Origin of the sequence: Pantoea sp. 1B4 (genome assembly GCF_016925765.1) — a bacterium.
Lineage (GTDB): Bacteria > Pseudomonadota > Gammaproteobacteria > Enterobacterales > Enterobacteriaceae > Pantoea > Pantoea agglomerans.
The window spans coordinates 1,635,121-1,650,917 of record NZ_JAEUWZ010000001.1 but is presented as its reverse complement, the minus strand read 5'-3'; the positions used below and the strand labels follow the sequence as shown (position 1 = coordinate 1,650,917).

Below are 15,797 nucleotides of genomic sequence, written 5' to 3'. Positions count from 1 at the left end.
GATGAGATCACGAGGAACATGGTGAAAAAGAGTCTTGCGTTAACGCTGCTGGCGGTTCTTACCCTGGCAGGCTGTAAGGCCCCGCCGCCGCCCGTCACTGACGATACGCTGGTTACCAGCGAAATTAACGGCGTCAAACTGGTCCATCGACACGCTGTCGCGGCACCGACTGAATTTGAGCCGGTCAATCAGACCTGGCGGGCGCTTTATGGCGCATCCGTCATGACCTCGCCTGATTACGGCGGCAAAGTGGTTCGCTATCTCGAAACGGGTAAACCGTTCGAAGTATTAGGCAATGTGGAACACAGCTGGCTGGCGATTGCTGACCAGGCTGACGGCCCGCTGATCGGTTATGTGCCGTTAAAAGCGGGTGTAGAGAGCAGCCGTTACGATACCACCGTACAGAGCGATCGTCCCCGTCCCCGCAAAACGAAACAGGTCTGTGTGGCCGTCGGCGGCGCCAGCAAAGCCTGCCGGACTAACGATACCGCGACCTGGATCTTAGACTGAATATGAAATCCGGCGCATATTGCCCGCAGAACCGTCCCGGGCTGCGGGTACAGGGATTTGCCATTGGCTGGAAGATCACGAATTAATGACTGTGGAATCCCCTGCGCGTGAGGCGACCCCCTCAGGCAATGAGAATCTCTTACTTCAGGCTGCGGCGCCACTGCTGAACGCGGTGGTGCAAATTCGTCAGGCAGCCACCCATGATGACCCTGCGGGTCTGCGCCAGTCTCTGATCGATGAAATCCGCCAGTTTGAACAACGCTGTAAACAGGCAGGGCTGCCGTTTGAGATGATTATCGGCGCGCGTTACTGCATCTGCAGCGCGCTCGATGAAGCGGCGGCGCAAACCCCATGGGGCACGCGCGGCGTCTGGTCTGGCAACGGCATGCTGGTGACCTTCCATAATGAAAGCTGGGGCGGCGAAAAATTCTTTCAACTGCTGTCGCGCATTTCACAAAGCCCGCAACAACACCTCTGGCTGCTGGAAGTGGTGCAATACTGTCTGCTGCTGGGCTATGAAGGCCGCTATCGCGGCAGTGAAAATGGTCGCGCCCAGTGCGACGGTATCCGTAAACGCCTGAAAACCCTGATTGACGAAACGCGTGCCCAGCGCCAGACAGCGCAACCGCCACTGGTGGAAGTGCATCCGCTGGTGAGCACCCTCGCCCGCCCGATGGTGCCGCTCTGGGCCTGTGCCATGCTGGTCGCACTGATCGGCTGCCTGATCTACAGCGGCCTGAACTGGCGTCTCGGCAATGCCGCCGAACCGCTGCTGCGTACCATCTATCAGACGCCGCTGCCGCAGATTACCGCGGGCCGTCGTCCCTCTTCCCCGCAGGCGTTGCTCGATCTGCGTCAGCGCCTGAATGATGTGATTGCAGCCGGGCAGCTTGAGGTCAGCGATGGTGCCTTTGGCAGCAAAGTGATCATCCCCGCAGACAAACTGTTCGCCGAACAGGGCACGGTGATCAATCCGGTGGGGCGCGCCCTGCTGGCCCGCGTCTCAACCGCGATGAAAGATGTCAAAGGGACCATTCTGGTGTCGGTGTTTACCGATGATCATCCGGTGGATAACAGCCGCTTTGCCTCCAGCTATGAGTTCTCATTTGCCCGCGCCCGCGCCATCACCCAGTTGTTACAACTGCAACTGGCTGATGGTCATACGGTTCGCTCCGAAGGCCGCGGCGACAGCGACCCGCTGCTGCCCAACGACAGCAGCGAAAACCGGACCCGCAACCGCCGCGTTGAAATCACCCTGTTTGCCGCGCCTGAAACGCTCAGTAATCATCAAGGAGCACAATAATGCGCGCCTCCCTTCGCCTGCTGCTAACGCATCGCCTGCTGTGGAGTTTTATTGGCGTCACGGCGCTGAGCTGTCTGGTCTGGATGCTGGGACCGTTCTGGTCATGGGGCGAATCGCGCCCACTGGAACCCGTGCTGCCTCGCCAGCTCACCGTGAGCGCCCTCTATTTTCTCTGGATCCTGTTCCAGCTGATCCCGTCGCTCTATCGTGCCTGGTTCAACAGCCGTTTACTGACCCAGCTTCAGCTGTCGGGCAACGACGACCCGGCGGAACGTCAGATGACCGAAGAGCGGCTCAACCAGCGCTTCAGCGAAGCTGCGATGCAGCTGAAACGCACCCAGTTTGGCCGTCGTCACAGCGGGAACCTGCTCTCACGCTTTAACGCTAATTATCTCTATCAGCTGCCCTGGTACCTGGTCATGGGTGCGCCCGGCGCCGGTAAAACCACCGCGCTGTTTAATGCCGGCCTCGATTTCCCGCTGACAGATACGCTGGGCAAAAATGCGGTCCGCGGCGTCGGGGGCACCCGCAACTGTGACTGGTGGTTTACTGACAGCGCGGTGCTGATTGATACCGCCGGTCGTTATGCGTTGCAGGAGAGCCAGCGCGTGCGAGATGCCGCGGAATGGCACAGTTTTATCAACCTGCTGAAACGCTATCGCACCCGCCAGCCGATTAACGGTGTGATCATGACCATCAGCGTCGCCGATCTGCTGAGTGATTCAGCCGAAGCGCGTTTCGCCCAGGCCAGCGCGCTGCGAGAGCGCATGGCAGAACTGCATCAGCAGACCGGTATTCACTTCCCGGTTTATGTGATGGTCACCAAAACCGATCTGCTGAAAGGCTTTATGAGTTACTTCGGCTCGATTGATAAAGCGCGGCGTGACGCTATCTGGGGCTTCACGTTTAACTGGGAGCTGGGCAAGCCGCACAAAGATGACTGGCATCGCCATTTTGGCCAGCAGTTTCAGCGGCTGGAACAGCAGCTCCAGCAACAACTGGCGGAGCAGATGACCCATGAGCGCGACCTGAACGAGCGCGCTGAGTGCTTCCTCTTCCCGCAGGAGTTCGCCTCGCTGCGTCCACTGCTGAACGAATATCTGGATATCGTTTTTTCTGACCATCAGGATGCGGTCGCCTGGAGCCCGCGCGGCCTCTTCTTCACCAGCGGAACCCAGGAAGGCCTGCCGTTTGATCGCGTAATGGGTGAACTGAGCCGCAAACTGCAGTTGCGTCAGGCGGGCGATCACTCGATCGCGGCCTGGGACAGCGTTAATCGCAACAGTCCGATTCCCGGCAACAAAGGCCAGAGCTTCTTTATTCGTGACCTGCTCAGCGATCTGATATTCAAAGAGAGCGGCCTGGCCGGCAGTAATCGCCGCTGGGAGTACCGTAATCAGCTGTTCCACTGGATTGGCTACGGCGTGCTGGCAGGCGCTCTGCTGATCGCCTCCAGCCTGTGGGGCATCAGTTACTACCAGAATCAACAGTATCTGCAGCAGGTTGCCGCGCGCGTCCCGCTTATCCGTGAGCAAAGTCAGCAGGTGATTCATCAGCCTGCTGATAATATTTTTGATCTGCTACCCTTTCTTAATAACCTGGTGAAGTTGCCGCTCTCGGCGCGCTTTTCTCTCGATAATCCGCCGCTTACTATGCGGGCGGGCTTATATCGGGGTAATCAGATCAGCGATGCCGCCTGGGTGCTTTATCAAAATGCGCTTAAGTCTTTGTTGCTGCCGCGTGTGGCGCAGCAGATCACGAATATCCTGCGCAACGACCCGGGTGATGATAACGCCTACAGCCGCAATGCGCTGCGCGCCTATCAGATGCTCTATCAACCGCGTAATTATGATGGCGAGTTTTTACGGGCATGGCTGCTGCAAAATTTACAGCGATCCCTGCCCGATACGGTAAGCGCCCGCGACCTGCAGCAGCTTGACTGGCACCTGAGCCAGCTGCTGGATCAGCAGATTCAGTCGTCGCCTTATGCTCGTGATAATGCACTGATGATGCGCAAGCTTGCAGAGAATCTGAAAATTGCGGACCAGGCGGGCGGCATGCTGGCGGTAGCGCCGCGGCACCCGGCCCCGCAATCAAACTCGCATAGCGAGTAATGGTGAGGTGAACATGGCTGCTTACACGGCCCCCGGCTGGTATGGCAAGCTGCCGTCGACCGGTGACTTTCTGCACCATCGACTGAGCGAGCAACAGATTAGCCCGTGGAATCACTGGTTCCAGCAGGGATTAATGCACTGGCATCAGCAGGCGTATTCCTACAGCGCGGACTTTCTCCATGCGCCGGTGTGGAACTTTGTGCTGCCGGTTACCGCGACCCGGCCGCAGATACAGATGGGCTGTCTGCTGCCCTCCTGTGACCGCGTCGGACGCGCCTGGCCGCTGCTGGCCCTGCACAGCTTCACGCTGGCTCAGTGGCATCCTGCTCAGCTGACCATTTCCGGCGACTGGTTTCAGGATCTGGGCGCGACACTGTTACGGGCGGTTCAGACACCGCTGAACGGCGAGCAGTTAGAGCAGCAGATACAGGCTTTACCACCGCTGCTGGTCCCGGCCAGGAAGCCCTCTGAAATCATGGATGTGATCGGTTTTCAGGATCTGCCCTGCACGCTGAGCTGGCGTGAAGTGGCTGAACGTTTCGACCCTCAGCAGCATATGAGCTACTGGTGGAGTAACCGCAGTGATGGTTTTGCCCACGCGACCCACAAGCACAGCGGCAACCTCACCGCGCAACTGTTTTCGTTACTGTTTAACCCGGCGGCAGGTTCACAGCCGGGACGTAATGGCCTCTATCCTCCAATGTTCGAGTGAGGCCGGAAGCGTTTGCCGTTCAATCTGGGATAACTCATGCAATTTACCATTGTGCAATGCACTACGGATGTTCCGGTCAGAAGCGTCGCGTTTCAACCGCCTGGCGGCACCATTGGCCGCAGTCAGGACAACGATCTGGTGCTGCCAGATGAGACTCGGGCCATTTCGCGTCTGCAGGCGCTGGTTCACCTGTCGCATGACGGAGAGTGCCGTCTGACGAACCAGGGCAGCGTGACCCCGGTGGAGCATAACGGCATTACCCTGGGTCGCGGCATGCAGGTCGTGCTGAAGCATGGCGATGCGCTGCGCATCGGTGACTATGCGCTGGAAGTACGAGACCCCGCCTGCCACGACACGCAGAGCGATCCGCTGGCGCTGTTTGCTGGCGACAGCGCTCAGCCCGCGAATCCGCTGGGCATTCACGAACATCATGAGGTTGAGGACCGGCTGCTGGTCAGTGAGGTCACGCCCTCACGCCACGAGCGCCACAACGATGCGCGACTGGCTATCGACCCCCAGGCCAGCGAACCGCGTCGGGCGCTGACGGCGCAGCCGGTGGATCAGGATCGGCTGATCGCCGCACTGCTGGAGGGGATGGGGCTGAGCAACGGTCACGCCACGCCGGTGGATGAAGAGCAGATGCGCATTACTGGCCGGATGCTGAGCCTCTTTTCCCAGGGCACCGTCGCGCTGCTCTCTTCGCGATCCATTCTCAAGCGTGGTGTCAAAGCGGACATGACGATGATCCTGAATGAGGCCAACAATCCGTTCAAGATCCTGCCCTCCGGCAAAACCGTGCTGATGCAGATGTACCAGAGCCAGATGCCCGGGTTTATGCCGCCGGAACAGGCGGTACGCGATGCCCTGGTCGATTTGCAGGCCCACCAGCTGGGGATGATTGCCGGTATCCGCGCCATTATTGCGGCGATGCTGCAATCCTTTAATCCGCAGCGGCTGGAGGAGCAGGCGCGTGCCGATGGCGTGGTGTCAAAAATGCCCTTTTCCGCCATGAAGAAGGCGGCGCTGTGGGACTACTTCACCCGTAATTATCAGCGTACGGCCGGAGAGATCGAAGATGATTTCCATACGCTGTTTGGCGAGGCCTTTCTCCATGCCTATGACATGGAGGTGAATCAGTACAAGGACTCTCAGACGCGGGTAGATGAACCATGAAAATCGTTTTTGCCAGCCGCTGCCAGCAGGGGCTACGCGATGAGAATCAGGATCGCACCGGCGCAGAGCTGGATGAGCGTAAAGCCTGCTTTGTGGTCTGCGATGGCGTGGCCGGTCTGCCCGGCGGCGAGATGGCGGCACAGCTGGTGCGTGACACCCTGCTGAGCCAGTTACAGGCGCACGCCGACCTGACGCCGGAGATAACCCATCAGGCGATTGAACAGTGCCGCTTAGCGCTGCATGAGGCACAGGGTAAAAATCCGAAATATTCACGCATGAGCACCACGCTGGCGGCCCTGTTTATTGACCGCGAAAAACAGCGCGCATGGTGGGCGCATGCCGGTGACAGCCGGGTTTACCACTTCCGCCGCGGCGTGCTTCATGAGGTCACTCGCGATCATAGTCTGGCCCAGCAGCTGAAAGAAGCGGGCTATGAAAATACCGGCATTAACAGTAATTTACTCTATAATGCGCTCGGCGCTGAACCGCCTCGCTTAGTAAGCTTTTCGCAGGAGATTGCGCTGGAGGATGGCGACGCGTTTCTGGTCTGCACCGATGGCTTCTGGCTGAATCTGGCCAGTCATGAAATGGAACAGGCGCTGCGCATGGTGAATGCCTGCGAAGAGTGGCTGGCTCTGATGGAACAGGCGGTGAGCCGCAACGTTAAGAAAGATAATCTCAGCGCACTGGCGGTCTGGATTGGTGAGCCGGAGGAGGCAACGCTGCTCTATTCACTGGCTGATTCGGCGCGCTTTCTGCCGCCTCGTTTTTGATTCCAAGGATCCTTATGAAACTGTGGTTGCCCGGCATCATCACCCTGCTGATTGCCTTTCATGCCCAGGCTGAAAATTATCGGGTTGTCTACTCCCCCAGCCTGGCGCTGGAGGTCTATATCGATAATGTGGTGAGTAAAGCGCCTGACGACTGGTGCAAAAGAGACGCTGCCACTGCGCATCGTCTCAGGCAAAAGTAAGGATTCGGCGGTGCTGACCACCTTTTTACCGCGCGTCGGCACCCTGCTCGCTAATCAGTGCGGATTACTGGACGAGCTGCCCTGGCAGATGACCAGTAAAGAGGGTGGCGTACTGGCCAGCGGCAGCGCCAGTAAGCTGCAGAACTGGCGTCCTATCGTGATGGCAGATGCCACCGCCAGCGCCAGTGAGAGTAATGCTGCACCGCTTGACCTGTCTCGGCCCGCCAACAGCACGCCGCTGCAACATTTTGATCTCCCCAGCGGCTGCCATTTTCGCACCGCCTGGGATGAAAATGCCCAGACCCTGTTTATCCCGGATGTCAGCAAGCAGCAGTGCTCACCTGATGGCTGGGCAGAAGGCAAAAGTGAGCTGATGCTGGCGACCCCTGACCACCCAACGCCGGTGGCAGTCACCTTTTATCAGGGCTATCCCATCGCCAATCTGACGATCCCGGACAGCAAGCTGGAGGTTATCGCCGCGAACAATCAGCGCATGATTGTGACACGCCCGGATGCGAATGATAGCTGGCTGGTGCTGCCCTTTGATGCCAAACAACATGTCTGGCGCTTCAATGGTGCCCTGTTGATAAAGATGGATAAGAATGCTGCGCAGCAGGATGCTGACGCTGTGAAATCGCGAGTTGATACGTTGCGCAGCCACTGGGCGCCCTATTTCATGCCACAGCAAAAAGTGAATGTGTTACTCATCGACACCCTGCACGCGGATCTGGTTGATCCTGCCATTGGTGCCTGGCGTAACATCAATTAATTACCGCGCAGCCTGGCGAGCAGGCCGTGTACAGAGAGTTCACTATGTCGGCAAATGATAATCCGAAAACCGTTCCGAATGCCCTGCCTGACGGATACCGTTTCAATGAGTTTGAGATCAAGGAAGTGATCGGAGGCGGCGGCTTCGGCATCGTCTATCGCGCGTGGGATCACCAGCTTGAACGCACTATTGCAATCAAAGAGTACATGCCGGTGTCGCTGGCAGTCCGTGCCGCCGATTTAACGCTGGAGCTGCGCGGTGAGCGTTTCCAGAAGCTGTTTAATGCCGGGCTCACCAGCTTTATTCAGGAAGCGCGTCTGCTGGCTCGCTTTAATCATCCGGGACTGCTGCACGTGCTGCGCTTCTGGGAGCAGAACGGCACAGCCTATATGGGCACGCTCTACTACAGCGGTATGACGCTGAAAGAGTGGCAGGTCACCAGCCCGGCGTCGATCACTGAAGCCTGGATCCGCCGCCTGCTGCCACCACTGCTGGGTGCCATCAGCACCATCCATCAGGCCGGCTATCTGCATCGCGATATCTCGCTCGACAATATTCAGATTCAGGAGAACCAGCTGCCGGTTCTGCTCGATTTTGGCTCGGCGCGTAAAGAGATTGGCAACCTCTCTGATGAAACGGAAATCATGCTTAAACCTGGCTTCGCGCCGATTGAGCAGTACAGCGAAGAGGGTGAAGTTGAACAGGGACCATGGACCGATATCTACGCCCTGGGCGCGGTGCTGCATAACCTGATTACCGGTAATCCGCCGCCGGTCAGCGTGGTGCGCTGCATTGAAGATAATTATCAGCCGCTGGTGGAACGCCAGCCCGAAGGCTACTCACTGCCGCTGCTGCATGCCATTGACTGCGCGCTGGCAATGAAGCCAGGCGATCGCCCACAAACGATTGATGCCTTTGCCGCGTTGATTGATCTGCCGGTCAGTGATGTGGAAGCGGTGGTAAACAGCTTCCCGGTGCCGGGCGAGTCGCCTGCTCTGCCGGTCGAGGAGCCGGTTGAGGCTGCTGCGCCGGTGGTAATGGCGATGAATCATGCCGCCGCGTCCGCCGAGCCGGTGACGCCGCGCACGGTGCGTAAACTGTCGCCTGGATTGCTTGGCCTGGCTGCCGTGGCCATTCTGGCAGTGGTTGTCGCCATCTGGCTGGCGAATCGCCACAGTGCCACACCGGAAGTGGTTAACAATAGCTCAGCCATGACGCAGGCGCCCGCATCGATTCCGTCAGCCGCTGCCGTTCCGGCCGCGCTGGCGACCGTCTATCTTAAGCTGGAGAGCGGTGAAAGCGTGGTGCTTAACGGACAGCCGGTTGAGGTAAAACCGGGCAGCAGCGGATTTGCCGCGCTGAATCTGGCGGCGGGACAGTACAAAATTGACGTTAAGAATGGCAGTGAGACGCACACACAATCCCTGACCATCGATAAGCCCGGTACATGGCTGATTAATCCGGGTAACTAAGCCCGGTAATCCGCAGCCGGATCGTAAAAGGGCGCGACAGTGTCGCGCCCTTTTACTCTGGTTAAGCCCCGGTTCAGGCCTGCTTCAGGCAGGCTTGCTGCAATGTCCGCACCTGATGGGCCAGCCGGCTCAGACTTTCCTCCTCCATGCCGCGCCGGGTCAGCTCCTCTTCCAGAGCAAACAGATATTGCGCATTCGAGCCCAGCGGGCCACTGGCCGCAGCAATTAATGGCGCAATCGCCTCCGGGCAGGAGTCCGATTCATACAGCGGATGACGCGGATCCATAATAAAGGTCAGCGCAGTGACGCTGCGACCATCCTCCAGCTGTAATTCACACCAGGTTGGAAGATAGCAGCCAGTGATCATCTCACGCTTCCACAGCAGCGCCAGCTCTTCATGCAGCCGCTCTTCCGGCAGACGAAACGCCAGACCCGTGGTTCTGCCACCCTGCTTCAGCGCCAGCATGCGGCCGGGATGCGTGGCGGTGCCACGTCCGGCAATCAGCCGCAGGCAGAAAGCACGGTGCCAGCCCTCCAGCGAACCGGACGCCACTTCATCCGCCTCAAAAATCGGGTTCCACATCAGCGAGCCGTAACCAAAGATCCATACCGGGCTGTGATCGGGACGACAGGCCAGCGTGGCTGCCAGCGAGGCCGCGCGCTGCTCGCAACTCCAGAGCAACGCCTCTTCGATATCCCCGAACGACGTTTTACAATCCGCTTTTAATAGAAATTCCCGGGTAAGCAATGCGACCTCCTCAACGTCAACGGCGTCCTGCAGAATGGCTCCTGTAACATGATCTCCAAAACGGCGCTGCGTTTCGTTCATCAAATTGACATTAATCTATTTCCGCGCGGGGTTACAAGCGTGATTCCGGTCGCAGGTCAAAAAAAACCAGATAAACCTTATAGCGAAGATGAAAAAAATGGCCAGATAATCCTGGCCCTTTGGCGTGAACAGGCTAGCGACGGCATTAACGTTTAGGATGCCACTTATCGTCATCACCTTTTTCATACTCTTTCTTTACGGCTGCCCATGCGACTTTGTGCGCCACCTCTTCCCGCGAATCATCGCCGCGTCGATCCTTAGCTTCTTTATATTCTTCCCACGCGCTGTTAAATGCCTGCTGATAGATATCCTGCGCATGCGCGGGAAGCACGTGTTTTACGTTGTCAGGTAAGTCGGTTCGTTTAGAGTAAGGCATAACGGCTCCTCAGTTTATAGATTCCTGTTAAGCCTGGCGCAACAGGACAAAAATACAAACAGCCACTTATCTTCACTTCAAATTAAAAACCAGAAACAGGCCACACAAGTTACAATGATAAACAGATATTCCGGCATTTGACGGTCAGATAGGTGGGTAAAGAGAAATTGTTGTGGCCTGATTAATATTGCAATATTTGAGATAACTTCAGGTTAATGCCGCTTCGACCATTTATTGCATTTAAGTAAAAAAGCAGTAAATTTTTCCCGTTCGGACCGGTGAAAAGATAAACTGCGCCCTGCCTTAAAACTGATTATATTTCTAACAGCAGCACTCGCTGTGTCCGGATAATCATTAACCAGAGAGGATGGTGAATGCCTTCACATGAAAAAACACGTCACAAGGAATTCTCGCTGATACTGCCCCTTATCACGCTGGGTATACTCTATTTTTTTGGTGCAACCACATCATTTCCGATTGTAGTCGGTATCAACTTAGTGGCGCTGGTTGCCATTCTGAGCAGCGCCTTTAGCGTTGTACGGCATGCCGACGTGCTGGCGCACCGGCTGGGCGAGCCCTATGGCTCTCTGATCCTGAGTCTCTCCGTGGTGATTCTGGAAGTGAGCCTGATCTCGGCGCTGATGGCGACCGGCGATGCCGCACCCGGGCTGATGCGCGATACGCTCTATTCGATCGTGATGATTGTAACCGGCGGACTGGTTGGCTTTGCGCTGCTGCTGGGCGGTAATAAGTTTGCGACGCAATACGTGAATCTGGCGGGCGTGAAGCAATATCTGATCGCTATCTTTCCCCTGGCGATTCTGGTGCTGGTGTTTCCCAACGCACTGCCGGGCGGTAATTTCTCTGTCACTCAGGCACTGCTGATCGCGGCGATTTCAGCGGCGATGTATGGCGTGTTCCTGCTGATTCAGACCAAAACCCACCAGAGCCTGTTTGTCTATGAGCATGAAGATGAGAGCGATGATGGCGACCCGCATCATGGCAAACCGTCTGCCCACAGCAGCTTCTGGCATACCAGCTGGCTGATCGTGCATCTGATTGCGGTCATTGCCGTGACCAAGATGAATGCTAATACGCTGGAAAGCCTGCTGACGGATCTGAATGCACCGGCACAGTTTACCGGTTTCCTGGTGGCCCTGCTGATCCTCTCACCGGAAGGCCTGGGGGCGATCAGGGCCGTGCTGATGAATCAGGTGCAGCGCGCCATGAACCTTTTCTTTGGTTCGGTACTGGCGACCATCTCACTCACGGTACCGGCGGTAACCATTATCGCCACCCTGACCGGACAGGAGCTGATATTTGGTCTGGAGCCGCCGCAGATGGTGATTATGATGGCGTCGCTGATTCTCTGTCAGCTCTCCTTCTCGACCGGACGCACAAACGTACTGAATGGAGCCGCGCATCTGGCGTTGTTTATCGGTTATCTGATGACCATCATGCTGTAACGTCACCCGTCTTCAGGCGAAAAAAAAGAGCGATTAATCGCTCTTTTTTTTGCAGCAAACTTATTTGCTGGTATCGAGTTCCGGGAAGCTTTTCACCAGATCGTCAATCGCTTTCATCTGCACCAGGAATGGCTCCAGCTTATCCAGCGGCAACGCGGATGGGCCGTCACACAGGGCATGTTCAGGATCCGGGTGCGCTTCGATAAACAGACCGGCAATGCCGACCGCCATACCGGCACGCGCCAGCTCAGCCACCTGAGCACGACGACCGCCTGATGCTGCGCCAAACGGATCGCGCGTCTGCAGCGCATGGGTCACATCGAAAATCACCGGGCTGTTTTTGGTGACTTTCTTCATCACGTTAAAGCCGAGCATGTCGACAACCAGATTGTCGTAGCCGAAATTGCTGCCGCGATCGCACAGGATGACCTGCTCGTTGCCGCCTTCAGCGAACTTATCAACGATGTTGCCCATCTGACCCGGGCTGACGAACTGGGGTTTCTTGACGTTAATGACCGCGCCGGTTTTCGCCATCGCTTCCACCAGGTCAGTCTGACGCGCCAGGAACGCGGGCAGCTGGATCACATCAACCACTTCAGAGACCGGCTGCGCCTGGGACGCTTCATGCACATCCGTAATAATTTTGACGCCGAAAGCCTGCTTCAGCTCCTGGAAAATCTTCATCCCCTCTTCCAGGCCAGGGCCACGATAGGAGTGAATAGAGGAGCGGTTCGCTTTATCAAATGACGCTTTGAATACGTAAGGAATACCAAGCTTACTGGTGACGGTAACGTAGTGTTCGCAGATGCGCATCGCCAGGTCGCGCGACTCCAGTACGTTCATCCCGCCAAACAGCACAAATGGCAGATCGTTTGCAACTTTGATATCGCCAATACTCACGACTTTCTGTGTCATGCCCTTTCCTTTTCAGTGGGTCCGCTTAGTGCAGCGTGACCTGTTTTTGTTCGATTGCGTGAATCTGAACTTTGATCATTTCGCTGACCGGGTCTTCAGGACACTGCTCAACGAAGTACGTTAAATCATTCAGGGCGATATGTTCGCACTCCAGCTGCGCGTAGATCAAACCGCGATCGCGGATTTCGTAGGGATCGTCAGGATCGATACGCAACAGCACCTGACTGACGTTCAGCGCCAGCTCCATCTTCTTCTCTTCCATCAACGCCGCTTTCAGCGTGTCGAGCATCTTGCGCATCACGGTGACGGTTTTGGCTTCGTCAAGATCGTCGTCATACAGACGCGCTGTCGGGCTGATATTGCCTTTGAGCCACACTTCCAGCGTGTGCCGGTCAAGCGTTTCCCCATTAAATGGGTTGATCATCCACTTATCGCCATCAATCCAGTCGGCGCGCAGAATCAGCTGCGTCGGGAAGATCACCGGCATCAGCGGCAGTTCCAGTTCGGCGGCGATGTGCAGCAGGATAACGCCCAGTGACACCGCCGTGCCCCGACGGGTCTTCAGCACATTATCGATCCAGAGGGCATCAGAAAGATTGTAGACGCCACTGGCACCGCAAAATCCCCACTGACGATAGAACAGCTCCAGCAGCTTTTCGAGCTGCATGTCAGCATCTTCGGTATGGCTGACATAGTCACGTGCTTCGGCGACTAACGCCGCAAGTTGTGCTTCCACCGACAACGCCGGGAAATCGGCGCGGATGGCAAGCGTGGCACCAATCACCGCTTCACACAGCGGTGTCTGGCTGAAATCTAATTGTTCGGTCGAGGTCATGCTATCCCCATAACGGCATTTTGGTCAGCGCCAGCTTAATGATGGCCACCAGGGCGATTAACGCTACCAGAAAAGCGATCCAGCGGGTGCGATCAGTGCGTGGACGGCGACTCAATGCCACAAATCCTAAGGCGATGTAGATGATAACCGCTAAAAGCTTCTCCGTCAGCCAGCTTCCTTGCGGTGTAAAGGGATAGAAGTGGGTAATCATCACCAGTGAGATACCGGTCACCAGTAACAGCGTGTCGTTAGCGTGCGGCAGGATGCGCACCCAGCGTTTTGTCATCATTGCCGATCCACGGCGCAGCCAGTAAAACCGCAGCAGGAACAGCGTCACGGTAAGCACCACCGTTAAGATGTGCAGATTTTTAATCAGGGGATAAAAGGCGAACATCATGAATCCTTTTCAAAGCGCTTTTATGAAGGGAACTGACCTAAGGTCACACGCGGATTGCCGCCGTAATCATCGACGGTTTCCACGGCGTGATAGCCTTTTTTGCCGCATCAGCGTGGCCACCGCCTCGCCCTGCTGCCAGCCATGTTCCAGCAGCAGCCAGCCACCCGGCAGCAGCCACGTGGGTGCCTGCTCGATCAGCGTGCGCAGATCCGCCAGTCCCGCTTCATCCGCCACCAGCGCGCTGCGCGGTTCAAAGCGCACGTCACCCTGCTCCAGATGAACATCGCTGGCATCTATATAGGGTGGGTTGCTGACAATGAGGGTAAAGCGCTGTGGCGTCAGCGCCTGGAACCAGTGACTGAGCAGAAAGGTGGTGTTGGTGAGGCTGAGCTGCTGCGCATTACTGTTCGCCAGCTCAACGGCGGCTTCAATGCGATCCACGCCGGTGACCTGACAATCGGGACGCTCGCTGGCCAGCGCCAGCGCAATCGCTCCGGTGCCGGTGCCCATGTCCAGAATGGTTGCCGGTGTCGGGGGCAGATGCGCCAGCGCCTGTTCAACCAGCAGTTCGGTATCCGGGCGCGGGATCAGCGTGGCGTCATTGACGCGCAATGGCAGCGACCAGAACTCGCGTTCGCCCACCAGATGCGCCACCGGCTCACCGCGGGCGCGACGCGCCAGCAGGCTATCCAGCTGCGTCAGCTGCTCATCGCTGAGCACCGTTTCATCAAAGGCGATTAACCAGCTGCGTGATTTGCCGGTCACAAAACCTAACAGGATCTCTGCGTCACGCTTCGGACTGTCACCACCGCACAGCGTGGTGACCGCCTGTTTCAGCCAGTGACGAATATCCATTAATCCTGACCAGCCAGCGCCGCCAGCTGATCGGCCTGGTACTCCTGAACAATCGGCTCAATCAGGCTGTCGAGTTTCCCTTCCATCACTTCATCCAGACGGTAGATGGTCAGGTTGATCCGGTGATCGGTCACGCGGCCCTGCGGGAAGTTGTAGGTGCGGTTACGGTCAGAACGATCGCCGCTGCCCAGCAGGTTGCGTCGGGTACTGGCTTCGGCGGCGTGACGGCGGGCCATCTCTGCAGCATGAATACGCGAGCCCAGCACCGCCAGCGCTTTGGCTTTGTTTTTATGCTGTGAACGTTCGTCCTGACACTCCACCACGATACCGGTTGGCAGGTGGGTAATACGAATAGCGGAGTCGGTGGTGTTAACGTGCTGACCGCCTGCGCCGGATGAGCGGAAAGTATCGATCTTCAGATCGCCCGCATTGATTTCCGGCAGTTCCGCTTCCGGGATTTCCGGCATCACGGCAACGGTACAGGCTGAGGTATGAATGCGGCCCTGGGATTCGGTCTCCGGCACGCGCTGCACGCGATGGCCGCCTGACTCAAACTTCAGGCGTCCATAGGCACCTTCGCCGGTGACGCGGGCAATCACTTCTTTGTAACCGCCATGCTCGCCTTCGTTGGCGCTGATGATCTCCACGCGCCAGCGACGCGCTTCGGCATAGCGGCTGTACATGCGGAAGAGATCGCCGGCGAAAATCGCCGCTTCATCGCCGCCGGTTCCGGCGCGCACTTCGATAAAACAGGCGCGCTCATCATCCGGATCTTTCGGCAGCAACAGAACCTGCAACTGCTGCTCCAGCACGTCACTCTTCTCACGCGCTTCCTGTAACTCTTCCTGCGCCATGTCACGCATTTCAGGATCGTCGAGCATCTGCTGCGCGGTTTCGATATCTTCCTGCACCTGCTGCCAGTCGCGGAAGCAACGGGTCACATCGGTCAGCTGAGCATATTCGCGTGACAGCGCACGGAAACGCTCCTGATCGGCGATCACGCCTGCATCGCCCAGCATCGCTTCCACTTCTTCGTGGCGCTCCTGCAGGGCTTCCAGTTTGGCAACTATAGAGGTTTTCATTTAAATGTGGGATTCC

Annotated in this window: 15 protein-coding genes and 2 pseudogenes; 10 read left to right on the top strand and 7 right to left on the bottom strand. The window is 57.2% G+C overall.

The window, feature by feature from the left end:
- Positions 1 to 18: 18 nt before the first annotated feature.
- The 8 genes and pseudogenes from JNO11_RS08040 to JNO11_RS08005 all read left to right on the top strand — a co-directional run bounded on the left by JNO11_RS08040 (position 19) and on the right by JNO11_RS08005 (position 9,026).
- Positions 19 to 510: an SH3 domain-containing protein gene (locus tag JNO11_RS08040; protein ID WP_325177158.1), complete on the top strand. Its 492-nt coding sequence runs from the start codon at positions 19 to 21 to the stop codon at positions 508 to 510.
- A gap of 85 nt (positions 511 to 595) precedes the next feature.
- The gene (gene icmH / locus JNO11_RS08035) at positions 596 to 1,813 is read left to right on the top strand and encodes a type IVB secretion system protein IcmH/DotU (RefSeq protein WP_010669997.1); all 1,218 of its coding nucleotides are present in this window, start codon (positions 596 to 598) and stop codon (positions 1,811 to 1,813) included.
- Positions 1,813 to 3,927, top strand: coding sequence for a type VI secretion system membrane subunit TssM (gene tssM / locus JNO11_RS08030; protein WP_033771588.1), 2,115 nt, complete (start codon positions 1,813 to 1,815; stop codon positions 3,925 to 3,927). Before icmH ends, tssM begins: the two co-directional genes overlap by 1 nt.
- Before the next feature lie 13 nt (positions 3,928 to 3,940).
- Positions 3,941 to 4,639, top strand: coding sequence for a type VI secretion system-associated protein TagF (tagF, locus tag JNO11_RS08025; protein ID WP_010245828.1), 699 nt, complete (start codon positions 3,941 to 3,943; stop codon positions 4,637 to 4,639).
- Positions 4,640 to 4,675: 36 nt separating this feature from the next.
- Positions 4,676 to 5,812, top strand: coding sequence for a type VI secretion system-associated FHA domain protein TagH (gene tagH, locus JNO11_RS08020; RefSeq protein WP_010245831.1), 1,137 nt, complete (start codon positions 4,676 to 4,678; stop codon positions 5,810 to 5,812).
- Positions 5,809 to 6,585: a PP2C family serine/threonine-protein phosphatase gene (locus JNO11_RS08015; RefSeq protein WP_010669994.1), complete on the top strand. Its 777-nt coding sequence runs from the start codon at positions 5,809 to 5,811 to the stop codon at positions 6,583 to 6,585. The genes tagH and JNO11_RS08015 overlap by 4 nt, the downstream gene beginning before the upstream one ends.
- Before the next feature lie 14 nt (positions 6,586 to 6,599).
- Positions 6,600 to 7,554: pseudogene (locus tag JNO11_RS08010) on the top strand (hypothetical protein).
- 44 nt (positions 7,555 to 7,598) lie between these two features.
- Positions 7,599 to 9,026, top strand: coding sequence for a serine/threonine-protein kinase (locus JNO11_RS08005; RefSeq protein WP_010245841.1), 1,428 nt, complete (start codon positions 7,599 to 7,601; stop codon positions 9,024 to 9,026).
- A 73-nt stretch (positions 9,027 to 9,099) separates the two neighbouring features.
- Here the strand turns inward: JNO11_RS08005 and JNO11_RS08000 are convergent, their stop codons facing one another.
- Positions 9,100 to 9,774, bottom strand: a complete 675-nt coding sequence (locus JNO11_RS08000) for a gamma-glutamylcyclotransferase (protein ID WP_164480396.1) — start codon at positions 9,772 to 9,774, stop codon at positions 9,100 to 9,102.
- Between the two features lie 48 nt (positions 9,775 to 9,822).
- On the opposite strand from JNO11_RS08000, the gene JNO11_RS07995 reads away from it, so the two are divergent.
- Complete coding sequence (locus JNO11_RS07995) at positions 9,823 to 10,011, top strand: hypothetical protein (RefSeq protein WP_325177157.1); 189 nt, start codon at positions 9,823 to 9,825, stop codon at positions 10,009 to 10,011.
- Here JNO11_RS07995 and chaB read toward each other — a convergent pair.
- Positions 10,001 to 10,231 carry a putative cation transport regulator ChaB gene (chaB, locus tag JNO11_RS07990; RefSeq protein WP_010245846.1) on the bottom strand — a complete coding sequence of 77 codons (231 nt, stop codon included), beginning with the start codon at positions 10,229 to 10,231 and terminating at the stop codon, positions 10,001 to 10,003. The genes JNO11_RS07995 and chaB overlap by 11 nt on opposite strands.
- A 374-nt stretch (positions 10,232 to 10,605) precedes the next feature.
- Here chaB and chaA point away from each other — a divergent pair, with 374 nt between their 5' ends.
- Positions 10,606 to 11,697 (top strand): sodium-potassium/proton antiporter ChaA, encoded by a 1,092-nt coding sequence (gene chaA / locus JNO11_RS07985; protein ID WP_010669990.1) that lies wholly within the window; start codon positions 10,606 to 10,608, stop codon positions 11,695 to 11,697.
- A 60-nt stretch (positions 11,698 to 11,757) separates the two neighbouring features.
- Here chaA and kdsA read toward each other — a convergent pair whose 3' ends face one another.
- The 5 genes and pseudogenes from kdsA to prfA all read right to left on the bottom strand — a co-directional run bounded on the left by kdsA (position 11,758) and on the right by prfA (position 15,781).
- Complete coding sequence (gene kdsA, locus JNO11_RS07980; protein WP_010669989.1) at positions 11,758 to 12,612, bottom strand: 3-deoxy-8-phosphooctulonate synthase; 855 nt, start codon at positions 12,610 to 12,612, stop codon at positions 11,758 to 11,760.
- A gap of 25 nt (positions 12,613 to 12,637) precedes the next feature.
- Positions 12,638 to 13,447, bottom strand: a complete 810-nt coding sequence (gene sirB1 / locus JNO11_RS07975; RefSeq protein WP_010669988.1) for an invasion regulator SirB1 — start codon at positions 13,445 to 13,447, stop codon at positions 12,638 to 12,640.
- A gap of 1 nt (position 13,448) precedes the next feature.
- The gene (locus tag JNO11_RS07970; RefSeq protein WP_033757428.1) at positions 13,449 to 13,841 is read right to left on the bottom strand and encodes a SirB2 family protein; all 393 of its coding nucleotides are present in this window, start codon (positions 13,839 to 13,841) and stop codon (positions 13,449 to 13,451) included.
- A 23-nt stretch (positions 13,842 to 13,864) separates the two neighbouring features.
- A pseudogene (gene prmC / locus JNO11_RS07965) lies at positions 13,865 to 14,699 on the bottom strand (peptide chain release factor N(5)-glutamine methyltransferase).
- Complete coding sequence (gene prfA / locus JNO11_RS07960) at positions 14,699 to 15,781, bottom strand: peptide chain release factor 1 (RefSeq protein WP_010245863.1); 1,083 nt, start codon at positions 15,779 to 15,781, stop codon at positions 14,699 to 14,701. Before prfA ends, prmC begins: the two are co-directional and overlap by 1 nt.
- Positions 15,782 to 15,797 lie beyond the last annotated feature (16 nt).

Bases quoted from the DNA above. Each gene is read 5' to 3' on its own strand.
- JNO11_RS08040 (WP_325177158.1), top strand. From the start codon at position 19: ATGGTGAAAAAGAGTCTTGCGTTAACGCTGCTGGCGGTTCTTACCCTG.
- icmH (WP_010669997.1), top strand. From the start codon at position 596: ATGACTGTGGAATCCCCTGCGCGTGAGGCGACCCCCTCAGGCAATGAG.
- tssM (WP_033771588.1), top strand. From the start codon at position 1,813: ATGCGCGCCTCCCTTCGCCTGCTGCTAACGCATCGCCTGCTGTGGAGT.
- tagF (WP_010245828.1), top strand. From the start codon at position 3,941: ATGGCTGCTTACACGGCCCCCGGCTGGTATGGCAAGCTGCCGTCGACC.
- tagH (WP_010245831.1), top strand. From the start codon at position 4,676: ATGCAATTTACCATTGTGCAATGCACTACGGATGTTCCGGTCAGAAGC.
- JNO11_RS08015 (WP_010669994.1), top strand. From the start codon at position 5,809: ATGAAAATCGTTTTTGCCAGCCGCTGCCAGCAGGGGCTACGCGATGAG.
- JNO11_RS08005 (WP_010245841.1), top strand. From the start codon at position 7,599: ATGTCGGCAAATGATAATCCGAAAACCGTTCCGAATGCCCTGCCTGAC.
- JNO11_RS07995 (WP_325177157.1), top strand. From the start codon at position 9,823: ATGATCTCCAAAACGGCGCTGCGTTTCGTTCATCAAATTGACATTAAT.
- chaB (WP_010245846.1), bottom strand. From the start codon at position 10,231: ATGCCTTACTCTAAACGAACCGACTTACCTGACAACGTAAAACACGTG.
- chaA (WP_010669990.1), top strand. From the start codon at position 10,606: ATGCCTTCACATGAAAAAACACGTCACAAGGAATTCTCGCTGATACTG.
- kdsA (WP_010669989.1), bottom strand. From the start codon at position 12,612: ATGACACAGAAAGTCGTGAGTATTGGCGATATCAAAGTTGCAAACGAT.
- sirB1 (WP_010669988.1), bottom strand. From the start codon at position 13,447: ATGACCTCGACCGAACAATTAGATTTCAGCCAGACACCGCTGTGTGAA.
- JNO11_RS07970 (WP_033757428.1), bottom strand. From the start codon at position 13,841: ATGTTCGCCTTTTATCCCCTGATTAAAAATCTGCACATCTTAACGGTG.
- prfA (WP_010245863.1), bottom strand. From the start codon at position 15,781: ATGAAAACCTCTATAGTTGCCAAACTGGAAGCCCTGCAGGAGCGCCAC.